General features: G+C 49.2%; 19 protein-coding genes. 8 read left to right on the top strand and 11 right to left on the bottom strand.

Annotation, left to right across the window (positions count from 1 at the left end):
- Positions 1-274 precede the first annotated feature (274 nt).
- The 7 genes from glmM to ACYQ2N_RS07090 form a co-directional block, all read right to left on the bottom strand.
- A complete protein-coding gene (glmM, locus tag ACYQ2N_RS07060) occupies positions 275-1,612 on the bottom strand; it encodes a phosphoglucosamine mutase (protein ID WP_459998441.1) in 1,338 nt (445 codons plus the stop codon).
- Positions 1,613-1,628: 16 nt separating this feature from the next.
- Positions 1,629-3,233, bottom strand: a complete 1,605-nt coding sequence (locus ACYQ2N_RS07065; RefSeq protein WP_459998442.1) for an NAD(P)/FAD-dependent oxidoreductase — start codon at positions 3,231-3,233, stop codon at positions 1,629-1,631.
- A gap of 20 nt (positions 3,234-3,253) precedes the next feature.
- Entirely contained in the window at positions 3,254-4,477 is a 1,224-nt protein-coding gene (locus tag ACYQ2N_RS07070) for a CdaR family protein (RefSeq protein WP_459998443.1), read from the bottom strand.
- 3 nt (positions 4,478-4,480) lie between these two features.
- Positions 4,481-5,290 (bottom strand): diadenylate cyclase CdaA, encoded by an 810-nt coding sequence (gene cdaA / locus ACYQ2N_RS07075; protein ID WP_459998444.1) that lies wholly within the window; start codon positions 5,288-5,290, stop codon positions 4,481-4,483.
- A 161-nt stretch (positions 5,291-5,451) separates the two neighbouring features.
- Positions 5,452-6,471 carry a DUF1786 domain-containing protein gene (locus ACYQ2N_RS07080; protein WP_459998447.1) on the bottom strand — a complete coding sequence of 340 codons (1,020 nt, stop codon included), beginning with the start codon at positions 6,469-6,471 and terminating at the stop codon, positions 5,452-5,454.
- 92 nt (positions 6,472-6,563) lie between these two features.
- Positions 6,564-7,712 (bottom strand): DUF362 domain-containing protein, encoded by a 1,149-nt coding sequence (locus ACYQ2N_RS07085; RefSeq protein WP_459998448.1) that lies wholly within the window; start codon positions 7,710-7,712, stop codon positions 6,564-6,566.
- Positions 7,713-7,716: 4 nt separating this feature from the next.
- A complete protein-coding gene (locus tag ACYQ2N_RS07090) occupies positions 7,717-8,436 on the bottom strand; it encodes a PIG-L deacetylase family protein (protein WP_459998450.1) in 720 nt (239 codons plus the stop codon).
- A gap of 362 nt (positions 8,437-8,798) precedes the next feature.
- On the opposite strand from ACYQ2N_RS07090, the gene ACYQ2N_RS07095 reads away from it, so the two are divergent.
- Positions 8,799-10,511 carry an IS1634 family transposase gene (locus tag ACYQ2N_RS07095; protein ID WP_459997420.1) on the top strand — a complete coding sequence of 571 codons (1,713 nt, stop codon included), beginning with the start codon at positions 8,799-8,801 and terminating at the stop codon, positions 10,509-10,511.
- Between the two features lie 269 nt (positions 10,512-10,780).
- On the opposite strand, the gene ACYQ2N_RS07100 is transcribed toward ACYQ2N_RS07095, so the two are convergent.
- Entirely contained in the window at positions 10,781-11,011 is a 231-nt protein-coding gene (locus ACYQ2N_RS07100) for a hypothetical protein (protein WP_459998451.1), read from the bottom strand.
- Between the two features lie 343 nt (positions 11,012-11,354).
- On the opposite strand from ACYQ2N_RS07100, the gene ACYQ2N_RS07105 reads away from it, so the two are divergent.
- Positions 11,355-12,215, top strand: a complete 861-nt coding sequence (locus ACYQ2N_RS07105; protein WP_459998452.1) for a CAP domain-containing protein — start codon at positions 11,355-11,357, stop codon at positions 12,213-12,215.
- Positions 12,216-12,337: 122 nt separating this feature from the next.
- Here ACYQ2N_RS07105 and ACYQ2N_RS07110 read toward each other — a convergent pair whose 3' ends face one another.
- The 3 genes from ACYQ2N_RS07110 to ACYQ2N_RS07120 form a co-directional block, all read right to left on the bottom strand.
- On the bottom strand, positions 12,338-13,420 hold the full coding sequence (locus ACYQ2N_RS07110) for an NAD-binding protein (protein WP_459998453.1): 1,083 nt from the start codon (positions 13,418-13,420) through the stop codon (positions 12,338-12,340).
- Between the two features lie 159 nt (positions 13,421-13,579).
- Complete coding sequence (locus ACYQ2N_RS07115) at positions 13,580-14,284, bottom strand: glycosyltransferase (RefSeq protein WP_459998454.1); 705 nt, start codon at positions 14,282-14,284, stop codon at positions 13,580-13,582.
- The gene (locus tag ACYQ2N_RS07120) at positions 14,271-14,879 is read right to left on the bottom strand and encodes a methyltransferase (RefSeq protein WP_459998455.1); all 609 of its coding nucleotides are present in this window, start codon (positions 14,877-14,879) and stop codon (positions 14,271-14,273) included. Before ACYQ2N_RS07120 ends, ACYQ2N_RS07115 begins: the two co-directional genes overlap by 14 nt.
- Positions 14,880-15,031: 152 nt before the next feature.
- Between ACYQ2N_RS07120 and ACYQ2N_RS07125 the strand changes: the two genes are divergently transcribed.
- The 6 genes from ACYQ2N_RS07125 to ACYQ2N_RS07150 all read left to right on the top strand — a co-directional run bounded on the left by ACYQ2N_RS07125 (position 15,032) and on the right by ACYQ2N_RS07150 (position 22,373).
- Positions 15,032-16,027: a glycosyltransferase family 4 protein gene (locus ACYQ2N_RS07125; protein WP_459998456.1), complete on the top strand. Its 996-nt coding sequence runs from the start codon at positions 15,032-15,034 to the stop codon at positions 16,025-16,027.
- 73 nt (positions 16,028-16,100) lie between these two features.
- A complete protein-coding gene (locus tag ACYQ2N_RS07130; protein WP_459998457.1) occupies positions 16,101-16,448 on the top strand; it encodes a hypothetical protein in 348 nt (115 codons plus the stop codon).
- 47 nt (positions 16,449-16,495) lie between these two features.
- Positions 16,496-17,980 carry a collagen-like domain-containing protein gene (locus ACYQ2N_RS07135; RefSeq protein WP_459998458.1) on the top strand — a complete coding sequence of 495 codons (1,485 nt, stop codon included), beginning with the start codon at positions 16,496-16,498 and terminating at the stop codon, positions 17,978-17,980.
- A 75-nt stretch (positions 17,981-18,055) separates the two neighbouring features.
- Positions 18,056-19,156 (top strand): tetratricopeptide repeat-containing glycosyltransferase family 2 protein, encoded by a 1,101-nt coding sequence (locus ACYQ2N_RS07140; protein WP_459998460.1) that lies wholly within the window; start codon positions 18,056-18,058, stop codon positions 19,154-19,156.
- 64 nt (positions 19,157-19,220) lie between these two features.
- Positions 19,221-21,503 carry a methyltransferase domain-containing protein gene (locus ACYQ2N_RS07145; RefSeq protein ID WP_459998462.1) on the top strand — a complete coding sequence of 761 codons (2,283 nt, stop codon included), beginning with the start codon at positions 19,221-19,223 and terminating at the stop codon, positions 21,501-21,503.
- A 15-nt stretch (positions 21,504-21,518) separates the two neighbouring features.
- On the top strand, positions 21,519-22,373 hold the full coding sequence (locus ACYQ2N_RS07150) for a hypothetical protein (RefSeq protein WP_459998463.1): 855 nt from the start codon (positions 21,519-21,521) through the stop codon (positions 22,371-22,373).
- The last annotated feature ends 86 nt before the right edge of the window (positions 22,374-22,459 follow it).

The following is a 22,459-nucleotide window of genomic DNA, read 5'->3' on the forward strand; positions in this document are numbered from 1 at the left end:
CGCTTTACTAAAGTTTCAGTATTAAATTATTCTACTTCTTTGCATCTCTCTATATGATCACCTCCTTATATGACCTCCCAATTCACCTCCTGATAGGATTAGCTCCCATATTAGCTCTTGATTGATCATCGTTTAATCCCTGTGAAAAAAATAATTAAACACACATGAATCAATTATACGCACTTCAAAAAAAATAGCCAGTAAAAATATGTCGTAAAAACGTCCAAAACTATTAGAGTTAACTAGCAGCCAGAAACAAGGAAGGAAGCAGGACTTACACATCCCGCTCCCGGATCACCTCAATTACACTTTGCGCTAGCTTATTAAGTTCTTCCTCATCTGGACCTTCCACCATCACGCGCAGCAGCGGCTCTGTACCGGAGGGCCGCACCAAAATCCGGCCTTGGTCCCCCAGGGTCTGCCGCACTTCTTCCACTTGCCTAAGCACAGTCTCATCCTGCATGACCCGCTCTTTGTCCTTAACTTTAGTATTAAGCAGCACTTGAGGCAGTCGCTGCATCTGGGCTGCCAGTTGGGACAAGGTCATGCCTTTACGCTTAAGCACGCGCAAAAGGTAAAGAGCCGTGAGCAAACCATCCCCGGTCGTATTGTGCTCCAGGAAAATAATATGCCCGGATTGCTCCCCGCCCAGCTTCGCTCCCGTGCGCAAAAGTTCTTCCATTACATAGCGATCTCCGACCTGGGTTTCATAGATCTTTATCCCGGCCTTACGCAAAGCTAAATGCAGTCCAAGGTTGCTCATCACGGTGACAACGATAGCCTCCTCAGCCAGCTTGCCCTGTTCCTTCTGGTCGAGAGCGCATGCCACCATGATGAAGTCCCCGTCCACTAAGTCCCCTTTTTCATCGACCGCGATCAAGCGGTCGGCATCCCCGTCATTGGCCAGGCCCAGGTCTGCCTTATGCTCTTTTACCGCCCGCTGCAACTCCTCCGGATGAGTGGAGCCGCATCCGGCGTTAATGTTCACTCCGTCCGGGTTATTAAAGATCGGGATAACCTCCGCACCCAATTCTGTGAGCACTGCCGGACCCACACGGAAAGCGGCCCCATTGGCACAGTCGAGAACGACTTTAAGGCCATCTAAAGGCCCGGCAGCGTTTTTCAGAAAGTCGATATAGCGCCGGTCAGCATCTGTTATCTCAAGCACGCGCCCAACATTTTCCCCGACCGGAACTTCCCAAGGCTTTTCTTTGCTTAAGACAATGTTTTCAATTTCTTCCTCGATTGCATCCGGCAGCTTGTAACCGGTTGCGGAGAAAAACTTGATTCCGTTGTCTTTAACCGGATTATGGGAAGCAGAGATCACCACCCCGGCGCTTACGTCAAGGGTGCGGGTTAAAAAAGCAATCCCGGGCGTAGGCAATACCCCCACCTTCAACACATCTGCCCCGACGGAACAAATACCTGCAATTAGTGATGCTTCGAGCATATCCCCGGAAATGCGGGTGTCTTTACCAATCACGATGCGCGGGTGTGGGTGCTCTTTGCTGAGGACATAAGCCCCAGCCTGCCCAAGCCGGAAAGCCAAATCCGGGGTAAGTTCCAGGTTCGCAACTCCGCGTACGCCATCTGTGCCAAACAACTTGCCCAAATTCCTTCTCCTTCCCTTACTCTAAAGGTTCATACCTGCTCATCACCCGTTCGGCTGCCCGCAAACCATCTACTGCTGCACTCATGATTCCTCCGGCATAGCCAGCCCCCTCCCCTGCCGGGTAAAGCCCGCCGAGGGCGACTGACTCCCCGATTTCCGTGCGCGTGATCCGTACGGGTGCGCTCGTGCGCGTTTCCACCCCGGTAAGAATAGCCAGGTCAGATGCAAAGCCTTTGATCTTCCGGTCAAAGTTAAGGAGAGCCCGCTCCAGCACCATCCCGACCGCATCCGGCAGCACCTTGTGCAAGTCATAAGGGATAATCCCTGGCAGATAGCTTGGCTCAAACTGAAAGCTGCCCGTGACCCGCCGGTGCAAATAATCCTGAACGCTTTGCGCAGGCGCTTTGTAAGCTTCCCCTCCGGCTCTGAATGCCCGCTGTTCCCACCTGCGCTGAAACTCAACCCCGGCCAGCGGATCCGAGGAAGAAAAATCCTCCGGCCCCACCGTTACGACAATAGCGCTGTTAGCTGTACCGCTATCCCTCTGGTACTCACTCATGCCATTGATCACAACTCCGCCGGCTTCCGAGGCTGCAGCCACTACCCGCCCACCCGGGCACATGCAAAAAGCGTAAGCCCCCCGCCCGCTGGCCAAGTCCTGATACGTCACCTGATAATCTGCAGGGCCAAGTTTGGGATGCTCTTCAACACCGTATTGGGAAAGGTTGATCAGAGCCTGCGGGTGCTCAACCCTAAGCCCGATGGCAAACGCCTTTCCCTCTAAAGTTATGCCTTCCCGCTGCAAAAATGCGTAAGCGTCGCGAGCACTGTGCCCGACAGCTAAGATGACCGCTTCAGCAGGTATTTCATCTGTCCCGTTTACGAGGACTCCTGACACCCTACCCCCGCTTTGGTGCAAGCCAGTCACTTTGGAGCGGAAACGAACTTCTCCGCCAAGAGACTCGATTTCTTCTCTAATGCTCTTGACCACGCTCTTTAAGATATCTGTTCCGATATGCGGCTTGGCCAGAAACAGAATTTCCGCAGGTGCGCCGTGCTTAACAAAAATCTCCAAGACCTCTTTAATGCGCCTGTCCTGAATTCTGGTTGTCAGCTTACCATCGGAAAAAGTCCCTGCTCCCCCTTCGCCGAATTGGACATTGCTCTCCGGATCTAACTCCCCTGTCTGCCAAAACCCCTGCACTTTCTGCTCTCTGGCCTCAATCCTGTCTCCCCGCTCCAGCACCAGTGGGTGATAACCCGAGCGGGCCAGAGCCAACGCTGCAAAATATCCGGCCGGCCCTGTGCCCACGACTAGCGGGCGGTTAGTCAACTTGGCGGACGGCTGTGGCCGCAGAGCCTGTTCCTCAAGCGGCCTTGGCTTTAGTTCCGGCACGCGGACGAGAATCCGCTGCACTTCTTTAAGCGGAAGGTCCAATGAAAACTCAACCGTGTAGACAAAAAAGAGTCCGGGCTTTTTTCGCGCATCCACCGAACGGCGCAGGAGACGCAGCCCGGAAACACTGTTCGCCGGTACTCTCAATTTATGACTCATCAAAGGCAGGAGCACTTCCTCCCCATCCTCCACCGGCACCCTAAGGTTAGTCCAGATCAGATCCAAGTCGTATTCTCCTTTGTGTTCTACTGCTTGGCCTTCAGGCTAAGCGTCACATTCGGCACAGGCACCATCTCGATTCCGGGTGGAAGCTGCCAGTAAACTTTAGTATCCGGATAGCTCCCTGCCGCTAGGCCGGTGGCATCAACCCAAAGCTGTATTTGCTCAGGAGTTAATTTGACCAGATCTTCAGGCAGTCCTTTAACAGTGACGCTCACAGGCTGAAGCGCCTGTTCGACTTCAAGCGCAGCATCAACATTGCGCACTTGAACATTGATCCCGCTTACACTTTTTTCCTGAACTCCAGGGCCAACCTGAGCCAGTACCGTAATATTGGTTCCGGCCGCAAATGAGACTCCGGCGGGCAGAGCCACTTTATCTGTCCCTATTTGGAACACTTTGTCTTCACTTATGCCGGTGATATCCACCGGGCCTAAAGCTAGAGAGTCAAACCCCTTCAAGGCATCAGGGGTGCCAAACACCTGCACACTTACAGGCACCGGCACAAGCGACCTTAAGACCATCCCTGCCGCGGGCGCACCTTTGCTTGTAACCCGTAAAGGAATCATCTTGTTGGCAAAACTCTTAGGCTGGACCGGAACAATGACATCAATAATACCGGGTGAAGCCGTCAGAATCTCCACTCCCGGATCAGGCCCATAGATAGGCTTCCCTCCTTTATCCCGGAAAAGGACAGGGTGCGACACCTGCAGGGGTTCGGCAGCTCCGGCCACATTCACTTCGACCAGCACTTTGTCCAGGGTGCTTAAAACTGTACTCGGGCCTCTCACATTGACCACAGACGGTTTCAACATCGGATTACCCAGAACAAAGCCTTCAGCCGGTTCACCGGTGATCATGGCCTGCACCGGGATTGCTTTTTCTTGGACCGTATCCAACTGTAAAGTAATTTTGTTGGGTTGGATATCCTGAACCTGGATTCCGGGTGGAGCGTCCATACTCACGGTATACGTCTGTTCCCCGGGAGTTGCTCCTGAAAGATCCACATAGGCAAAAAGATCTTTCACATTAAAACTTGGATTATTTCCCCTTAAACGTACCCTCACTGAAGGAAGTTTGGTCATCACAATCGAATTAAAAGGTTGGTTCCTAATAACCAGCGGTACTGTCATCTGATCCCCGTTCAAAACCCGGTCAGAAGATTGATTCGTAACCAAAAGCCAGGCCAGGATGGCAAGAATCAGAGAAGCGACCTTATATCCGACATTGCGCCTTAAGACCTCGTGCACTGCTTACCACCTCCAGAACGGGATGGACGGAGTTGTACTCTTTTTTTGCAGCTCCCTGGTGAGTAAATCGCGCAGCATTTTATCATCCAAAAAGCGTGTAAGAGATCCGTCAATCGCTACTGAAATAGCCCCTGTTTCTTCCGAAACGACAATAGTCAAGGCATCAGATACTTCCGTGAGTCCTAAAGCTGCGCGGTGCCGTGTGCCCAGCTCTTTTTGGATATTGGGGTTTTCCGACAACGGTAGGAAACACCCGGCAGCAGCCACCCGGTCTCCCCGGATGATAACAGCCCCATCATGCAAGGGAGTGTTGGGAATAAAGATGTTGACCAGGAACTCGGAAGACACCATGCCGTCAATTTTAATCCCTGTCTCAACAAAATCCTGAACCCCGGTTTCCCGCTCAAGTACGATCAGAGCCCCGATCCTGTTCTTGGACAGAACTTGTGTGCAGCGTACCATCTCTTCCGTCAGGCGTTCCAAAGCCTCATTACCCAAAGTCAAAGGATGGCGGGCAAAAAACTTGCCCCGCCCTAGCTGTTCCAGAGCCCGGCGCAGTTCCGGCTGGAAAACTACCGGCAAAGCGATAAACAGCATTTGCCACACCTGGTCAAGGAGCCACCTAATTGTGCCCAAATGCAAAAAATCCGCGCCATTGGAAACAATGAGGAGAACAAGGATTCCTTTTAACAGTTGCACAGCCCTCGTACCTTTAATCAGCATGAGCAACTGATAAATTACGACCGCGACAACCACAACATCAAGAATACTGGTCCAGTCAAAAAGACGAAACTGGCTTAGAATTTCGGTCACGGTCTTCCTCCTCTCCGCTATTGTCTTAATTTCTGCAGTCTGGCACAATCCTATTAGTGCAATTCTACATCTTTGGGGTAAAACCCTTGCCCGTCCCCGAATTTTATTTTTTCGTAAGATTTACGAAGGTTTTTTCTCTAATAATTTGCTTCGTGCTTCGATTAAAGCACCCCTAGCCCGGCCAAGAGCCCAAAACACCCTGTTAACATCATGTCCCCATAAGGGGCTGCTTCATACCACCCCAAAGGCTTAGCCATAACCCGGCGCGGCCCCGTGACAGCCACGAAGTCCCAGCCAGGTCCCATTTCCGGGTGCAAGGCTGCTCCGTGCCCTCCTTGGTCAAACACTTCCGCATTCGTAATCTCTGCCATCTGTAAGCGTTTCACTAAAGAACTGAGGGAGGCGAGGTCGAGCACTCCTGTGTGCTGCTCGAAAATCCCGTACACCCGCTCCCCTTTGATTGCCGCTGCCAACGTATGAGAATTCCCCATGTTGACAGCGATTATCCCATTCTCTAAGTAAGGTTTTACCACCGGATCTGACATAATCCCGAGCAAAGCGGCAGTGCCAGTGTCAGCAACCACAGAATTCGGGACAATCGCCCTTACTGCCCGCATACGGGTATAGACTTCAGGAATTTCGTTTTTAAAAATTAATTCCTCCAACAACCCGCCCCGGAGCACAAACTCCTGCCACAGACGGAAACGCAGGGTGCGGTTGCTCTCCGTCTCGGTAAAGCCGTGGTCCTGGACAGCCACCGCAAACTGCTGCGGCAATTCCTCGCCAAAAGCCCCTAAAGCTTGGCTCAGAGACTCAACATCAATATCTCCCAGCCACACTTGGACTGCCTGCGGCGGGGCTTCGGCCACAAGCTTAACCCCCATGCGTTCTACATTTTCCAGGTTGTCATGGAAAGTGAACGCTGATTCTTTGGTCGCATAAGCCTTAAGCCCAGCAGCCAAATGCTTCCTTAAGGCCACACCACAGGCACCGCCTCCCATTAAATGCCCGTAGAGAAAAACATCCTGCCCCTTGGCCGTAACCTTGCTAATTTCCCTAGCCACGATCTGAGTTCTGCTCGGCACCACGAGCTTCGGACAATTCTCAAGGTTGCGTCCAGCTTGATAGACCAGGATATCCTGGGTTCCTGACCCCACATCCACCGTTAATATTCCACTCATCACACTCACCTCTTTCTCAAAGCGTTTTTTATCGTCCTAATTTATTACACTTTCTCCTGCCAGCGTGAGATCGCCACCCGGGTTTATCTGATCTACTTTAAGATTCTCCGCCCCAGCCATGGTCGCACAATCTCTACCGCCTGGCGCGGGCACAGTTCCTGACAGCAAAAGCAGCGGATACACGCATCCAGATCAACGACCGGTCGCCCCTGATCATTCATGCTTAAGGCTTGCGGCGGACAACTGTTTACACAGTCGCGACAGCCAACACATTGCTCATGCTGAAACAGAGGGTGCGGACGCAAGCGGTCAAGTACAAAGTTGCGGACACTCACAGGCAAAGGAACCATATCCAGAAAATTTACCGATACAGACTTAGGCAAAGAAAAGTCTTTAATCCGCCAAAGGGATCTGTCATCCCCTTTGAGTTCAATCTCTCCCAGCCTGCTTACCAGCCCCCGCTCCCGCGCCGCCAGAATTGTCGGTACTTTTTCCGGTTTAAGGCCAACCAGATCGGCCGCAACCACATCGAGCGCAAAGGGATCAGTGCTTACCAGTAAAGCTCCGATATTGCGCGGCCGGCCGGCCGATGGCCCGTTCCCTTCCATCCCGATAACGCCGTCCATAATGCTTAAAGACGGCTTCACCCATTCGGCAATATCCAGTAAAAGGCGCGCGAAATCCATGATATCCCGCATTTTCAAATGGTACTCAGCTTTGAGAAGACCGGGAATTACGCCGAACAGAATCTTAACAGCCCCGGTAAACGTCATCATGCCATGCGTCTTTAATTTAGAAAGAGTAATCACGACATCGACATCTGTTACACTCTTAGTCACGGTTAAGCTTTTAACAATTTTCCCTTGCGGATGAGAGACTACGGTCTGCCCCACATCTTCATTTAACAGAGCCCCTGTACGCTCCGCCACTTCCTGGAGGCCCGAACGGGCATAAATAGCGTGCAAAGCATGGACGGTATACGGTCCACCCGGACTATCCCCAATAATGGGAACTCCGCCTGCCTCCTGCACCAGGTGCACCACTGCCTCTACCACCGACGGATGGGTGGTTACCGCTTCTTCCGGCTTTTTTTTCATCAAAAGATTAACTTTTAATAGAACTTTTTGCCCCGGTTTCACAAACGCAGGCATCCCGCCCCATTCTTCCAGCCCTGCCCGCAGGGCTTCTTCGACATTCGCTGTGTAATCAGGACAATACTTAAGTGCAACCCTTGCTGCCACGCTATCATCCTTTCAAACCCGTAAACAGATCCTTCCCCTGCCCGGGGTTTTGGCTCAGTTCCCGGTCACACCTGAAAATTTCCTTACTAAAATAGCGTTCTTTATGCTGAGAAGGCATTTTTTCAAAACGCTCCCGCGAAAACACTTGCGTTTTGTGGGCACAGACAGCCTGCCATTTGCGTTCGGCCCAGGCGGACATAGGCACTGTAAAGTCAATACGCTGCCGACCTTGTTCAGCGCGGTTCCAAGACTGTACATATAATAAGCGGGGGAGGATATATTTCTCCCCCCAGTTGGGGGCAATGTTCTGTCCCGCGAGATAAACCGCGGTTTTAGTCCAGTAATGAATCGCGCGATGGTCCCGATGGCCCGAAGCTCCATCTGCCCCGAATGTTACCACAACCTGGGGTCTCACTTGTCTAAGAATACGCACGAGCTTAGTAAGGATTTCCATGGGCGGAGCTGTTGCTACATCTTTATCCCGGTAATCCAGGAACTCTATCCTGGAAATCCCCAGGATCTCTGCCGCCCGCCTAAGTTCCTGTTCCCGCACACTCCCAAGCTCTTCTGGGCGGCAAAGCCCGGCAGTTTTCCCTTCTTCCCCGCGCGTGGCGGTAAAAAGCACAACTTCTATTCCTTCAGAAGCGGCTTTCGCAATCGTGCCACCCATCGCAAACGATTCATCATCAGGATGGGCAAACACCAGCAGCATCCGTTTCCGCATTTTTCAAGTACATCCTTTCCTATGTACGGAATTAACTTCATATCATTATACCCCTTTTACGCTCTTTAGGAAAATTGCCTTGGAGTAAGCTTCCTATATATCTAAAAAAAATTTCCCCCGGGGTTAACCGGAGGAATTCATGTAGATATCTATGACACTATCTAGTGCCGTCTGAAAAAGTCCTTTGCATAACCGGAATGTGCTTTGCACTCGGGTCTTTGACACTTGCATTAAAAGAGAAATCCCTACAAGCCTTGAAAACAGGGCTTTTTTTATTGATAATCTGTCAAATTTGTCCTGGATAGTAGTGCGTAATGTTGCGTAATGTGGTATAATGTAAGGGATTGGAGGGATCCCTTATCATGAGGCTGAGCGTATCAAAGTCCAAAAATGCCATCTCGCTTTATGTCATACAATCTGTTTATGAGAACGGTAGGCGTTCTACTAAAGTTGTTGAGAAGTTAGGTACGATTGCCGAGTTACAAAAGAAACTAAATGGGCATGACCCCATTGAATGGGCCAAGTCATACATCGAGGAGCTTAATAAAAAAGAAAAAGAGCAGTCGCGTGAAATCATAGTCAAATATTCACCTTCTAAAGTAATTTCTAAAGACCATCAGCACCTGTTTAACGGCGGTTATCTTTTTCTGCAGCAGGTCTATCATGAACTTAATCTCCATAAGGTTTCTGCTGAGATATCAAAAAGACATAAGTTTTCCTTTGATCTGAATGCTATTTTGTCACGGCTCCTATACGGACGGATCCTTTTCCCTTCCTCCAAGCTCTCTACATATCTGCATTCCTCAAGGTTCATTGAGCAACCCGGTTTTGAACTACAGCATGTTTATAGGGCGCTTGAGGTCATTTCTAAGGAAATGGATTTTATACAGTCTTCTCTTTACCACAACAGTCTTAGGATCTCTAAAAGAAATACAAGCATCCTCTATTATGACTGCACTAATTATTTCTTTGAGATCGAACAGGAGGACGGCCTTAAACAGTATGGTGCCTCAAAAGAACACCGGCCTAACCCCATCATTCAAATGGGTCTGTTCATGGATGGGGACGGCATTCCCCTTGCTTTTAGCTTAAATAGTGGCAATACTAATGAGCAAGTAACACTTAAACCTCTGGAAGAAAAAATTCTTACCGATTTTAAACTTTCTAAATTTGTTGTTTGCACGGACGCCGGCCTGGCTTCCGTGAGGAATAGAAAATTTAACGACGAGGGCCAGCGAGCATTTATCACAACCCAATCGATTAAAAAACTGAAAAAACATTTAAGGGAATGGGCACTCGATCCAGAGGGTTGGCATCTTACGGATCATGATAAAACTTACGATATCACTAAACTTGATGAAGAAAGCTGCTGGGACAAATACTTTTACAAAGAACGCTGGATTAAAGAAGGTGATCTGGAACAAAAGCTCATTGTCACTTATTCCGTTAAGTACAAAAATTACCAACGTCAAATTCGCAACTCGCAAATCGAACGCGCTCAAAAGGTAATCGATACTAATCCCACCAAAATCTCAAAGAATAATCAGAATGACTATAAACGCTTCATCAAGAAAACCAGTTGCACATCTGACGGCGAAGTAGCAAGCAATGAAATTTATGCACTAAACACCGAATCTATTTCTGCCGAAGAGGTCTATGATGGATTTTATGCCGTTTGCACGAACCTTGAAGGCTGTGCGCAGGAGATTATCCGGATTAATCAACAGCGCTGGGAGATTGAAGAATGCTTCCGGATTATGAAAAGCGAATTCAGAGCGCGACCCGTATATTTGAGTCGCGAAGATAGAATTAAGGCCCATTTTACTACCTGCTTCATTTCGCTTATTATCTACCGATTACTGGAAAAGAAACTGAATAGTAAATTTACCTGCAGTGAGATCATTAACGGGCTAAGGGACATGAATTTCTACAAGGTCAAGGATGAGGGATATATACCCGTTTATACGAGAACCGATTTTACCGATGCCTTACATGGAACTTTTGGCTTCAGAACTGACTACGAGATAATAAAAAATAAACAGATGAAAAATATTTTTCGTGCGACAAAAGGATAGAAAATATTACTCACTTTTTTAAATCGCAAAAAAGCTTGGAAGTGCCGTGGGTACAACGTTTCCAAGCTTTTTGTAATCTTTAACTGTCAAAGATGAGATTATACCCCTTTTACGCTCTTTAGGAAAATTGCCTTGGAGTAAGCTTCCTATATATCTAAAAAAAATTTCCCCCGGGGTTAACCGGAGGAATTCATGTAGATATCTATGACACTATCTAGTGCCGTCTGAAAAAGTCCTTTGCATAACCGGAATGTGCTTTGCACTGGAACCTAGCCCCTTCCGCCTGCCTGCTGAGGTTGGCTGGGTACGCCCTCGTTTTTATCTCCGGTTGGGCAGGTGGACATATCCTTCATTTCAAAAAGAGCGACCAATGTCCCCATCGCCAGCATAAAACAACCTAGAAGTAAAAGAAGATTACTATCCGGCAGGATAAACTTAATGAAGAGAAAGGCCAGAAGTATCCCCCCGGCTACACCATATACGATCGGAAACTTTGGCATTCTAAATCCCTCCTTTAATATCCTCCAGATAGAGAATAATCACTATAAACAAAAGTTATCTGAATATTCTGTCTGGTATTATATATTCTTCACTCACCTTAAAGTTTCCTGCTTATTTTGCCTCCCAATCAAGATTATTTATTCACAAGCCAAGGGAACCACAGTTGTGTCCGCTTTCTTACTTCGGCATCACACAGGCAGCATCCGATCGGCTGCTCGCGCTTGATTTAAGGCAATTGGTATGATCTACCGCTATACTTAGGAATGGAATAAATGTTAAACTGAGCTTGTCCCAAAAAACACAAGTTCTATCTATTCTATAAGTCTAAAAAGGAGTGCTCATATGAAGAAGATTACGAAACTTTTGATGGAAATCCAAATATCTTTGTTAACCCTAGCCTTTGCCTTTCCGGCCCAAGCCGCTGTATATGCTGGAACTCCAAACTCTCAGCCCGGATCAGTCGTTAGCCTGCTTTCCTATGCACCAGCTCCTACCCCCTCTTCCGGATCGGTGGTCAGCCTTCGTTCTTATGTGCCTGTTTCCACTCAACCGGTGGGTGTAGCCCCAAACACCCCGATCGCCTCAATATCTCCTGTACCTGCGCCTACACCAACACCGGCCCAAGCTCCGCCCAGTACCCCAAGTTCTCCGGGGCAAGTTCCAAACGGACCAACTAACACAGGCAGCAGTGTGCTCTCTCTCAAGGGTATCTTGAAGCAGAGTGCGCCTACGTCTCCCGCTAGCAACCAGACGGCTGCTCCTTCCGTACCGGACACAACTCCAATCCAGGGCTATCCCCCCATTCTTTCTGTCACATCCCTGTCTGCTGACGAACAACTCATGGTCGACATGGTCAACCATAAGCGGGCTGCTGCGGGCTTAAAACCTCTGGCAGTGGATTACAGACTGGTGTCCGTAGCGGTGGCTAAAGCCAATGATATGAAAGACAACGATTATTTTAATCATATTTCTCCGACCTACGGCAGTCCGTTTGCCATGATGCAGGCAGTGGGCTTAAACGTGCGCTGGGCTGCGGAAAACATTGCCGGCAATAATTCGGTGGCAGGCGCTATGGCGGCCTTCATGAAGAGCCCCGGCCACCGCGCCAATATCCTCGACCCCAGGCTCACCCATATTGGTGTGGGCATTGTGTACGGCACTGCTTTCGGCAATATCTATGTGCAGGAGTTTCTGCAAGAATAGTGAACCTTCAATACTCTCTCTGTATCCAAAATAATATTACAAGATTACTAAATATAGCATGACTCCTGCCCCTGCAAATAAGGGACAGGAGTTATGTTTTTCTCATGGATAAAGCATATACCTTAAAACTCAGGCACAATGGGCTCGAGTGCCTTGTGACGCTCCAGAATAACTTCCGGCGTCTGGCTCAAGACAGCATAATCCTTTTGTTCATCACTTTCACTGCCTGGCTTCAGTGGCTGAAACCCCTCCGCAACAAGCTCTTCCTCCACAAAAAGATGATCTTCCACCATAACTATATTTCCGCGCTCCTGCAGTCTCCTGACTACATCGACAGCCCGGCTGTGCTCAAGGTCTTTTACCCCGGGCTTATAGCTTATGCCCTTCAGCAAAACCCTGCGGCCACTGCCAACTCTCTGAATAATCTCTTCCCGGTACGCCCAGTCGCTCAGCTCTGCTCCATGCAGCAAAGGAGACCCAAAAACCGCTCGTAAAAAGTTCATATCTTTGGGCAAACATTCCCCCCCGATTCCCCAGTCCGTGGCAAGCAATTCTACATTCTGTTTGCTGTTGACAGCCAGTCTGAGTTCCTGAAACTCAATCCCTTCGTTGACACAATACCGGTATATTTCTTCAGCAAATGCTATATCGACAAAACGTTTAACATTTTCCACCACTTTACTGAGTTCGGCAACCCTTACATCCGAAACCTCGACCAAGCCGGGAACCAGCCGCTGGTAAAACTGCCGTCCCTTTTCAAGGCAAGCTTGGGTGAATGCCCCCATAACACGCGGTGTATCACAGACAGTTCTGTCTTCGCCGAACATCACCCGGTGAGGAACATGAATTAGAAACAGATCCAATCCGAGGTTAAATCCTTTCTGTTCCAGATAATCCCGTATCCTTTCCATCGTCCCCGGCGGCAAGGTCGACTCTATAGAAATTAAGGATTGGGGTTGAATTAACATTTCCTCCAATGCAGCAAATAAATGCTCCCCGCTCTTTCCGGTTGACGGTGTCAGCAACCATGTATCAACCGTTGTCAACATTTTATAGTCCGAGGTTACATTATAACCCAGTTCCTGCAATTTCTTAATCTTCTCTTCATCAACATCTACTCCGGTAACCTCCCCTGAGAACTGATCTAAAAGATATTTTAATAGATTAAAGCCAATTTTACCAAGTCCGACAACACAAATGTGCATCCTGTGCCACCCATCCTTCCCCATCTTATCAGTATATGATATGGGACTCGGAGTTCACGTGACACCAACTCGTCCTGGAATCGACAATTATCTTATTTATTCATTATCAATCCTCCATTGTCAGCTATTTCGACAGCAAATCAATGCCTGAAAGATTTCTTATTGTAACCACTCTGGAAAAAGCCGTTTGGCTCTTTCTCTTACGCTTTGAATACTGACCTCGTCTGAGATCCGGCTCATGTTTTGCCCATGCCAGCGATAAGCCAGGAGAATTTCGTCTAAAAATCCACAGGCATATTGGCGGAGCAGACGCAGCCACAAATCAAAATCATGGGCTTGGGGCAGACTCTCGTCAAAATACCCGGTGCTCTCCAGCGCTGACCGCCTCATTATTACGGAAGAGCCGTTAATAAAGCAGCCTTCCATAAGCTTCCTCACCAGTTCTTGCTTGTCTGGGAAATAGGGAGAATGCACATCATATTGTTTCTTTCCTTCGCCGTCAATCACCTCAAAGCTGGTGTAGCTAAAACCCAGACTCGGATTGCTCTCCATCAAAGCCACCTGTTTGGCAACCTTATGCTCCAGAAAAACATCATCCGCACTTAACCAGCAAATGTATTTACCGGTTGCCCGGGATAACCCGAGGTTTAAGGCACTGGCTGTTCCCCCGTTTTCTTTATAAATATACTTAATGTTAGATCGGTAGGGTTTTACTACTGCAACGGTATCATCGGTAGAGCCATCGTCAATCACGAGTACCTCCAGATTGGGATAACTCTGCCCAATTACACTGTTCAGGGCAGAATGGAGATACCGGGCATGATTGTACGTGGGAATAACCACACTGACATTAGGCATTTGCATTTATCCTTCCCCCTAATGAATCACAGTTCTTCCAGGCAAGAAGCGCATCAATAGGAGACGCCCCTTCCCCATAGCTGCGGACGAAAGAAGTATTATCCTCATGGTGAAATTGCTCAAAAACAATTACTTCGTAGCCAAGCCGGGTAAAATCATCAATTTCCCAGCCCGAACGGTGCTCTTGATAGATTTCTCCCCCCAGATTAAACGGGTCTACCTTATCCTGCGCGAAAAAGCCCCGGGGTGTAAAAACAATCACATTCCTGATGGCAAGCTTCTCTGCTTGATTTAAAACAGACAGCGCCACATCCTTTTCGAAATGTTCAATCACATCGATCAGCGTAACGCTGTCAAACGACTTGGGCAGGAATATCCCGCTAAGCCCGCAAGCGTCTGAATGAACCGGAATAAACCCGTCAGAGTGCTGGCGCTTCTCCAGGTACGGGCGGTGAACATCAACTCCGACTTTAATCGGACATAATAGCCTACTTAATGTTATCCCTGTCCCGCAGCCAATATCCAGGAGCACGGAAGAGCCTTCCAGCAACTTATTGATAGCCGCCAAAAAATCTGTATGCTGTACTGAAGACACTGCCACCAAGTAACATCCTTTCTAACATTTTGTCCAATATATAATATTCCGGCATATTGTCAAGGTGCACCTTAATTTCACGAAGTTGGTTAAGAGTGCATAAACTAAACCAGTAATTTTAAGAACTTTAACTCTTCGTACGAGGAGGCAAGCGCAGCATGAAAATCGTATTCCCCGTCATCAGTCTGGAAACCGGAGGGGGAGCACGTTTTATCTATCAGTTAGCTAACGCCCTGCTGGATAAAGGACACCAGATAGAAATTGTAATACCTGAAAACAACGTCATTTCCTGGCCCGTACGCGCCAAAATAACCCGGGTCAAAGCATTAACTCCTTCCGCCATACCCTCCTGTGATTTTATCCTACCTAATTTTTTCACAACCGTACATCCTGCCTGGGAGTCTAAAAAAGGCCAAGTTGTCCGTCTTAGCCTTGCTTACGAGCCTCTCTGGGTTAAGGAGGCCGACTTTGCCAAACAAACTTATTTAATCGGAGCTCCCATCATTACCATCTCCCAATGGCATCGTCAGATCCTGTTTAATCATACCGGACTGAACAGCACCGTCGTCTCACCGGGTGTAGATACCTCTGTTTTTCATCCCTATGCGAAGCTATCCGGTAAAACCGGCAGCAAAACTATCTTCTACATTGTACGTTCCGTACCCCATGGCTACACCTGGAAAGGAGCAGAGGACTTCTTCGAAGCCAGCAGGCGGCTAAAAAAATTGTATCCCAACTTTGACATTTATGTTGTCGTTACGGAGAAAATAGCATTCCAAAGTCCAGTTCCTTGTTTAATCAAAACAGCGGATACCGATATTGAGATGGCCCGGCATTATGCTCAGGCTGACCTGTTTGTCTATGCATCGTCCTTTGAAGCCTTCGGCTTGCCCCCTCTCGAAGCTATGGCCTGCGGGACAGCCGTGGTGACGACAGATTGCGGCGGAATCCGTGATTACGCCAAGCACGGAACAAACTGCCTGGTTGTGCCACCTAAAGATGTAAATCAACTTACCTCTGCCATGTACCGTCTGTTAAACAATGATCAGGAGCGGCAGCGTTTGGCTGTCACCGGTCTTCATCACGCCCAATCCTGGACTTGGAAGCGTACCGCTGATCAAGTCGAAGCTCTCCTGCTGTCCCTTAAACCCTAAAAATATCCCACTGTTTGTCACCTAACTTGGACAAAGTTCGTATACTGTATTAACGCTGTTTGGAGGTGAGTCAATGGCTCAGTTAACCACCGGACTCCTTGAAAATACGGCGGTGTCGGGTGTAAGACCCAGTACTAATTTGATTGTCAGAATCACCAACGATGACACCGCAACAAACACCGTTTTCGTAAAAGGTTACTATGTCAGCGGGACTGCCAAGACCCAATATGTTCAAGAATTCATCACTATGGCCGCGGGCGAAGTCGTAAGCAGAAACTATTATGCGCAATTTGATGCGTTCGAGTTTCAGTTTACAACCAGCTCGGACACGGTCGAAATCTCCGCCTGGGGGAAAGATGCGGCAGGCAATTTGACTCCCGCCCAGCGCGCAGTAGTGGCAGAGCTGAACTTATTCAGCTAGGCAGTGTTTAAAAAAGACAAAGGATTACCCTAGTTGGAGGTGAATAAATGGCTCAGTTAACCACAGGACTCATTGAAAACACCCCGGTATCGGGGGTTAGACCAACCACGGAGTTGGTTGTCCGAATCACCAATGATGACACCGTTATAAACACGATCCTGGTTAAAGGATTCTTCGTCAGCGGTACAGCCAAGACCCAATATGTCGAAGAATTCATCACCATGGCCGCGGGCGAAGTTGTAACCAAAAACTACTATGCTCAATTTGATGCATTCGAGTTTCAGTTTACACCCAGCTCAGACACAGTCGAAATCTCCGCCTGGGGGAAAAACGCGACCGGCAATTTAACCACGGCCCACCGCGTCTTACCGGCCGAACTCGGCACCATCGGCCCCGCAGGAATAATCGGACCGACTGGACCCACCGGCGCAACCGGACCCACGGGTGCTACTGGACCCACAGGCTCTACCGGACCCACGGGTGCTACTGGACTCACTGGCTCTACCGGACCCACAGGCTCTACCGGACCCACTGGCTCTACCGGACCCACGGGTGCTACTGGACCCACTGGCTCTACCGGACCCACGGGTGCTACTGGACCCACTGGCTCTACCGGACCCACTGGTGCTACTGGACCCACTGGCTCTACCGGACCCACTGGTGCTACTGGACCCACGGGTGCTACTGGACCCACTGGCTCTACCGGACCCACGGGTGCTACTGGACCCACTGGCTCTACCGGACCCACTGGTGCTACTGGACCCACTGGCTCTACCGGACCCACGGGTGCTACTGGACCCACTGGATCTACCGGACCCACTGGTGCTACCGGACCCACTGGTGCTACTGGACCCACTGGATCTACCGGACCCACTGGTGCTACCGGACCCACTGGTGCTACTGGACCCACTGGATCTACCGGACCCACTGGTGCTACCGGACCCACTGGTGCTACTGGACCCACTGGCTCTACCGGACCCACTGGTGCTACTGGACCCACTGGCTCTACCGGACCCACGGGTGCTACTGGACCCACTGGATCTACCGGACCCACTGGTGCTACCGGACCCACTGGTGCTACTGGACCCACAGGCGCGACTGGACCCACTGGAGCAGTATCAGCCGCTTATGGGTACGTGTACAACACAAGTGCCCAAACTGTAGCTCCAGGAAGTGACGTCACTTTTGACAGCAACGGGGTGCTGAACGGGATTGCCCATACTGCCGGAGACTCGATTATTACACTCACTAGCGGCGGAGATTACCTGGTTACTTTTGATATCGGCGCCACCGGCCCCGGCCAATTTGTCCTGACCTTAGGCGGAGCATCCGTAACCGGAGCCAGATATGGTAGGGACCTTGGCTTAAACGTCGGGCAAGCGATCATCAGTGCTGCAACAGGTGCTACGGCAACCATAAGAAACGAGTTCTCCAGTGTACTCGGTGTCCCAGTATCCGTGGGAATTCCTACCGGATTAGGCGGCACAGGCCTAACCGCTAACGCTTCCATTAATATCCACAGATTAGACTAGCATCAAAGTTGGTACAGCCCTTTGGCCGAGCCAAAGGGCTGTACCCTTGAAAACTATCATTGAGGTGACAAACCAATGGAGCCTGAAAAAATAACCATCAGCCTGTGCATGATTGTCAGAAATGAAGAGGAAGCCATTGCCCGCTGCCTGGACTCTGTCCAGGATATTCCCGATGAGCTCATTATTGTCGACACCGGTTCAACCGACCGGACCAAAGAAATCGTCGGCTCATACACAGATAAGGTCTATGACTTTACGTGGATCGATGATTTCGCAGCGGCCCGCAACTACGCTTTCAGCCTGGCCACCATGGAATATATCCTCTGGCTCGACGCCGACGACGTTCTATTGGAACAGGACCGGCAGCAATTCCTGGCCCTGAAAAAAAAACTCAACCCATTAATGGATGCCGTCAACATGCCTTACCATCTGGCCTTTGATGAGTTTGGGAATTTAACCTTCAGCCTGCGCCGCAACCGCCTCCTCAAACGCGCCAGAAACTTCCGGTGGTATGGGGCGGTGCATGAATACCTGGAGGTAAGCGGGCATGTTCTGAACAGTGATATCGCTGTAACCCATAAAGGTACACGACATGACGACTTTGACCGCAATCTTCACATTTATGAGAAACGCCTGGCCCGCGGTGAAACCTTCTCCCCACGCGATCTCTATTATTTTGCCAACGAACTCCTGGATCATAAACAATACGAACAGGCGGTCGAGTTTTATGAAAAATTCCTGGCAACTAATCAGGGCTGGGTTGAAGACCAAATATCAGCCTGCAGCAGGCTCGCAGACTGCTTTCACTTTCTTGGCAACCAGGAAAACATGCTAAAATATATCTTCCAGTCGTTCGAATACGATACTCCCCGGGCCGAGTTCTGCTGCCGCCTGGGTTTTCATTACCTGCAACAGAGCAAATTCAAACAGGCTGCTTTCTGGTATAGACTTGCCACAGAATTAGAAAAGCCTGTGGACAACTGGGGCCCAACCAGCCATGCCGCCTGGACCTGGCTCCCTCACATCCAGCTGTGTGTTTGCTATGACCATTTAGGCCAACATGAGTTAGCCTACAAACACAATGAAATCGCCCGTACCTTCCGCCCGGATGATCCCCAAGTCCTGCACAATAAAAAATACCTGGAAGGGGTTCTGAAAATAGCGTCCGCTTCGTAGTAGCTTATCATACGAATGTGCAATTTCATAATCACAAATCACTGCTTAAAGAAGGAGTGTACCAATGGAACACCGGGTTCTGGTAGCAAGCCCCGTCCGCCAAAAAGAGTCTATTCTGGCCGAGTTTTTCCAGTCACTGGAGCTGCTGGACACCTCCGGATTGACTCTGGATTTTGCCTTTATCGATGACAATAACGAACACGATCTGCTCCTTAAATTCTCCTCTAACAAGGAGAATGCCCGTATTTTTCCCGGCAACCCCGAGAATCCCTATTATTGTAACGAAACCAGGCATTACTGGCAGGAAGGCCTGATGTGGAAGGTCGCTGCCTATAAGGATCAGTTCATTAAGCTTGCTCTTGAAGAAGGGTATGATTACCTTTTCCTTGTCGATTCCGATCTCTACCTGCAACCTCCAACCCTGAACCACCTGATCTCCTTGGGTAAAGACATCGTCTCCGAAGTTTTCTGGACCAAGTGGCAGCCAGGCCAGATCCCTCTCCCCCAAGTTTGGGTCACTGACCAGTATCAACTGTACCATACTCAAAGAGGGGAGGACGTCAGCAATGAGGAAGGCAACAAACGGACGGCTGAATTCCTGCACATGCTGGCCAAACCCGGAACTTATAAAGTAGGGATGCTAGGAGCATGCACTTTAATCAGCAGAAGGGCTCTGGCACTGGGAGTAGCCTTTAGGGAAATTTATAATCTTAACCTTATGGGGGAAGACCGGCATTTTTGCATCCGGGCTGCCGCCCTGGGCTTGGAGCTTTATGCCGACACCCATTATCCTCCTTTTCACATTTACCGGGAATCCGAACTGCAGGATCTTCAAGAATATAAAAGGCAAAAATGCATCACAGCGGAAAAAGGAAGACGTATTACCCTCGCTATGCTAGTAAGTAACGAGTCTGACAGGTACCTTGAGAGTGTCCTGAAACACGCTGTCCAGTACATCGATGCAGCCGTGATCCTGGACGATGCCAGCGATGACAATACGGTAGAAATCTGTCAAACCATTCTCCAAGATGTCCCTTTAACCCTTGTATCCAACCCTGAACCGGGATTTCACAACGAAATCATACTCCGGAAACAGTTGTGGGAAATGGCCGCGGCAACCGGACCCGATTGGATTCTGCTTTTAGATGCTGACGAAGTCTTTGAAGACAAAGCACCAGCTGTCTTAAGGGAGTTAGCCGCACACTCTGACATCTACCATTATTCTTTCCGTTTATATGACATGTGGGCTGAAAATTCTTACCGTGAAGACACCTATTGGAGCGCCCATAAAGTATATCGTCCCTTTATGGTAAGATACGTTCCGGGCTTTAACTACCTGTGGCAGGAGACCCCCCAGCACTGCGGGCGCCTGCCCAAAAACATCTATGAACTCCCAGGAGAAACCAGTCAACTAAGAATCAAACACCTGGGCTGGCTGAAACCGGAAGATCGCTTAGCCAAATACAAGCGCTACCAACGACTTGATCCTGGTGCCATCTATGGCATCCGGGAACAGTACGAATCCATTCTCAACCCGCAGCCACATTTAATCCTTTGGGAAGAAGGCTTAGGAGAAAGTTCCAGACAACCCCAGGCTGATACTCCTAAGGCAATCCCTGACGCTTCAGCTGCATTATGGGATAAAATCTGGCAAAATCCCATTTCGGAATGGGATCCTCTATCCGAGCAAATTTACCATACAATCAAGCAAGAAGTTAAAGCGCTTAGGGGCAAGAAAATTCTGGAGGCAGGCTCCGGCTCGGGCCGGATTTCCCTAAAGCTGGCCCTTGAGGGGGCTGAAGTTAGTTTGTTGGATTATTCGGATAAAGCGCTGGAAGCGGCGCAAACCCTCTTCGCCAAGTATCAGCTGCCTGCAAAATATATCAAGGCCGACTTAAGAGAACCCCTGCCCTTCGCGGACAATGAATTTGACCTGGTCTGGAACGCCGGGGTGATGGAACACTTCCTAGAAGATGAACAATTAGCCATTACCAAGGAATTGGCCCGGATAAGTCCGGAGTTTCATACATTTAACCCCTATGCCAAAAGCATTTTCTATACACTCGGCAAATGGATTGCCGAACAAAACGGTTCCTGGATATACGGCAAGGAATATCCCGTATCTTCAATGAAAGATGTATTCCGGAATTCAGGTTTTCAATTAAAAGAAGAGTATTCCATTGTCCATCTTAATTCTTTAGACTTTTTGGAGTTTATTCCGGGCGGCAGCAATGTGAAAAACGCCATGAGCTTATATTTGCAAAGCTTATCCGAATCCGGGCGAAAAGAAGTATTCAATCTCCTTGGCGGTTATTTGTTATACTCCAAAGGAGTTAAAATCAATTAAAGGGAAGGGATCCTGATGCTGGCACTTGTGCACACCCTGCCTTTTCTGCTATTAAACAGTTCAGACCTGAAAATGGCCGAGGAATGCCTGAAGAGCCTGGCAGCCGGCCACAGTGCTGCTACGCTTGTGCTTTATAATCAAGGATATTTATCCAATGAAGAGTTGGAAGAATTCTTAATCCGGTTTCCGATTAAGCACGTGATCCTGGGCAGTGGGGTGAATATAGGGATACCCGCCGCCCGGCAAGCTTGTTTCGAATATATTTGGGGAAATATCCCGGAAGCCAAATACATCTCGGAAATTCATGTCGACATGATCTTTACCAAAGACTGGGCCGACACGGTGATCGACTTCCTGGAACACAGTGACGAACCCATGCTTGCGCCCGGAATTCTCACTGTCTACGGCGAACTTCATCCGGAAAAAAAGGGGGTTAAATCGCTTGAAGTGCCGGTCGGTTACGAAAATGTACTTGAACTCCTGCCTAAACTGACCAAAGATGAAACATGTGAAGGATTTGCTCACCCTGTTATCCACAAAGCAGAGGCCCTGCAGGCGGTCGGAGGGTATGCCACTAGGCTGCTCACAGGCAAACAGAGTTATGAGGATGATTCCCTGCTCTTAAGCTACCGTTACTATATGGGCACCAGAAATAATTGGCGGCCAAAAGCATATTTAAAATCCAGGGTCTACCACATCTCCATGGCTCAGCGGGTTTTTCTGGACAATATCCAGGAGGATTTTGCCAAGAACCTGCAGGGTCTTATCAAACAGTATGGAATTTACGGACTGCGCCAACTGGCCCTTATTCACAACAACGAAATGTTTAACCTGCTCGCCGATTATGCTCTGACCAAATTGCCGAAATAACCCAATCATCATAACAGCCGCACCAGTTTTCCTTGCACAGCCAAGGAATCCGGTGCGGCCAGCTCTGGGGGCAGTTGGACCTATGC

It is taken from the genome of Paradesulfitobacterium aromaticivorans, assembly GCF_054657415.1.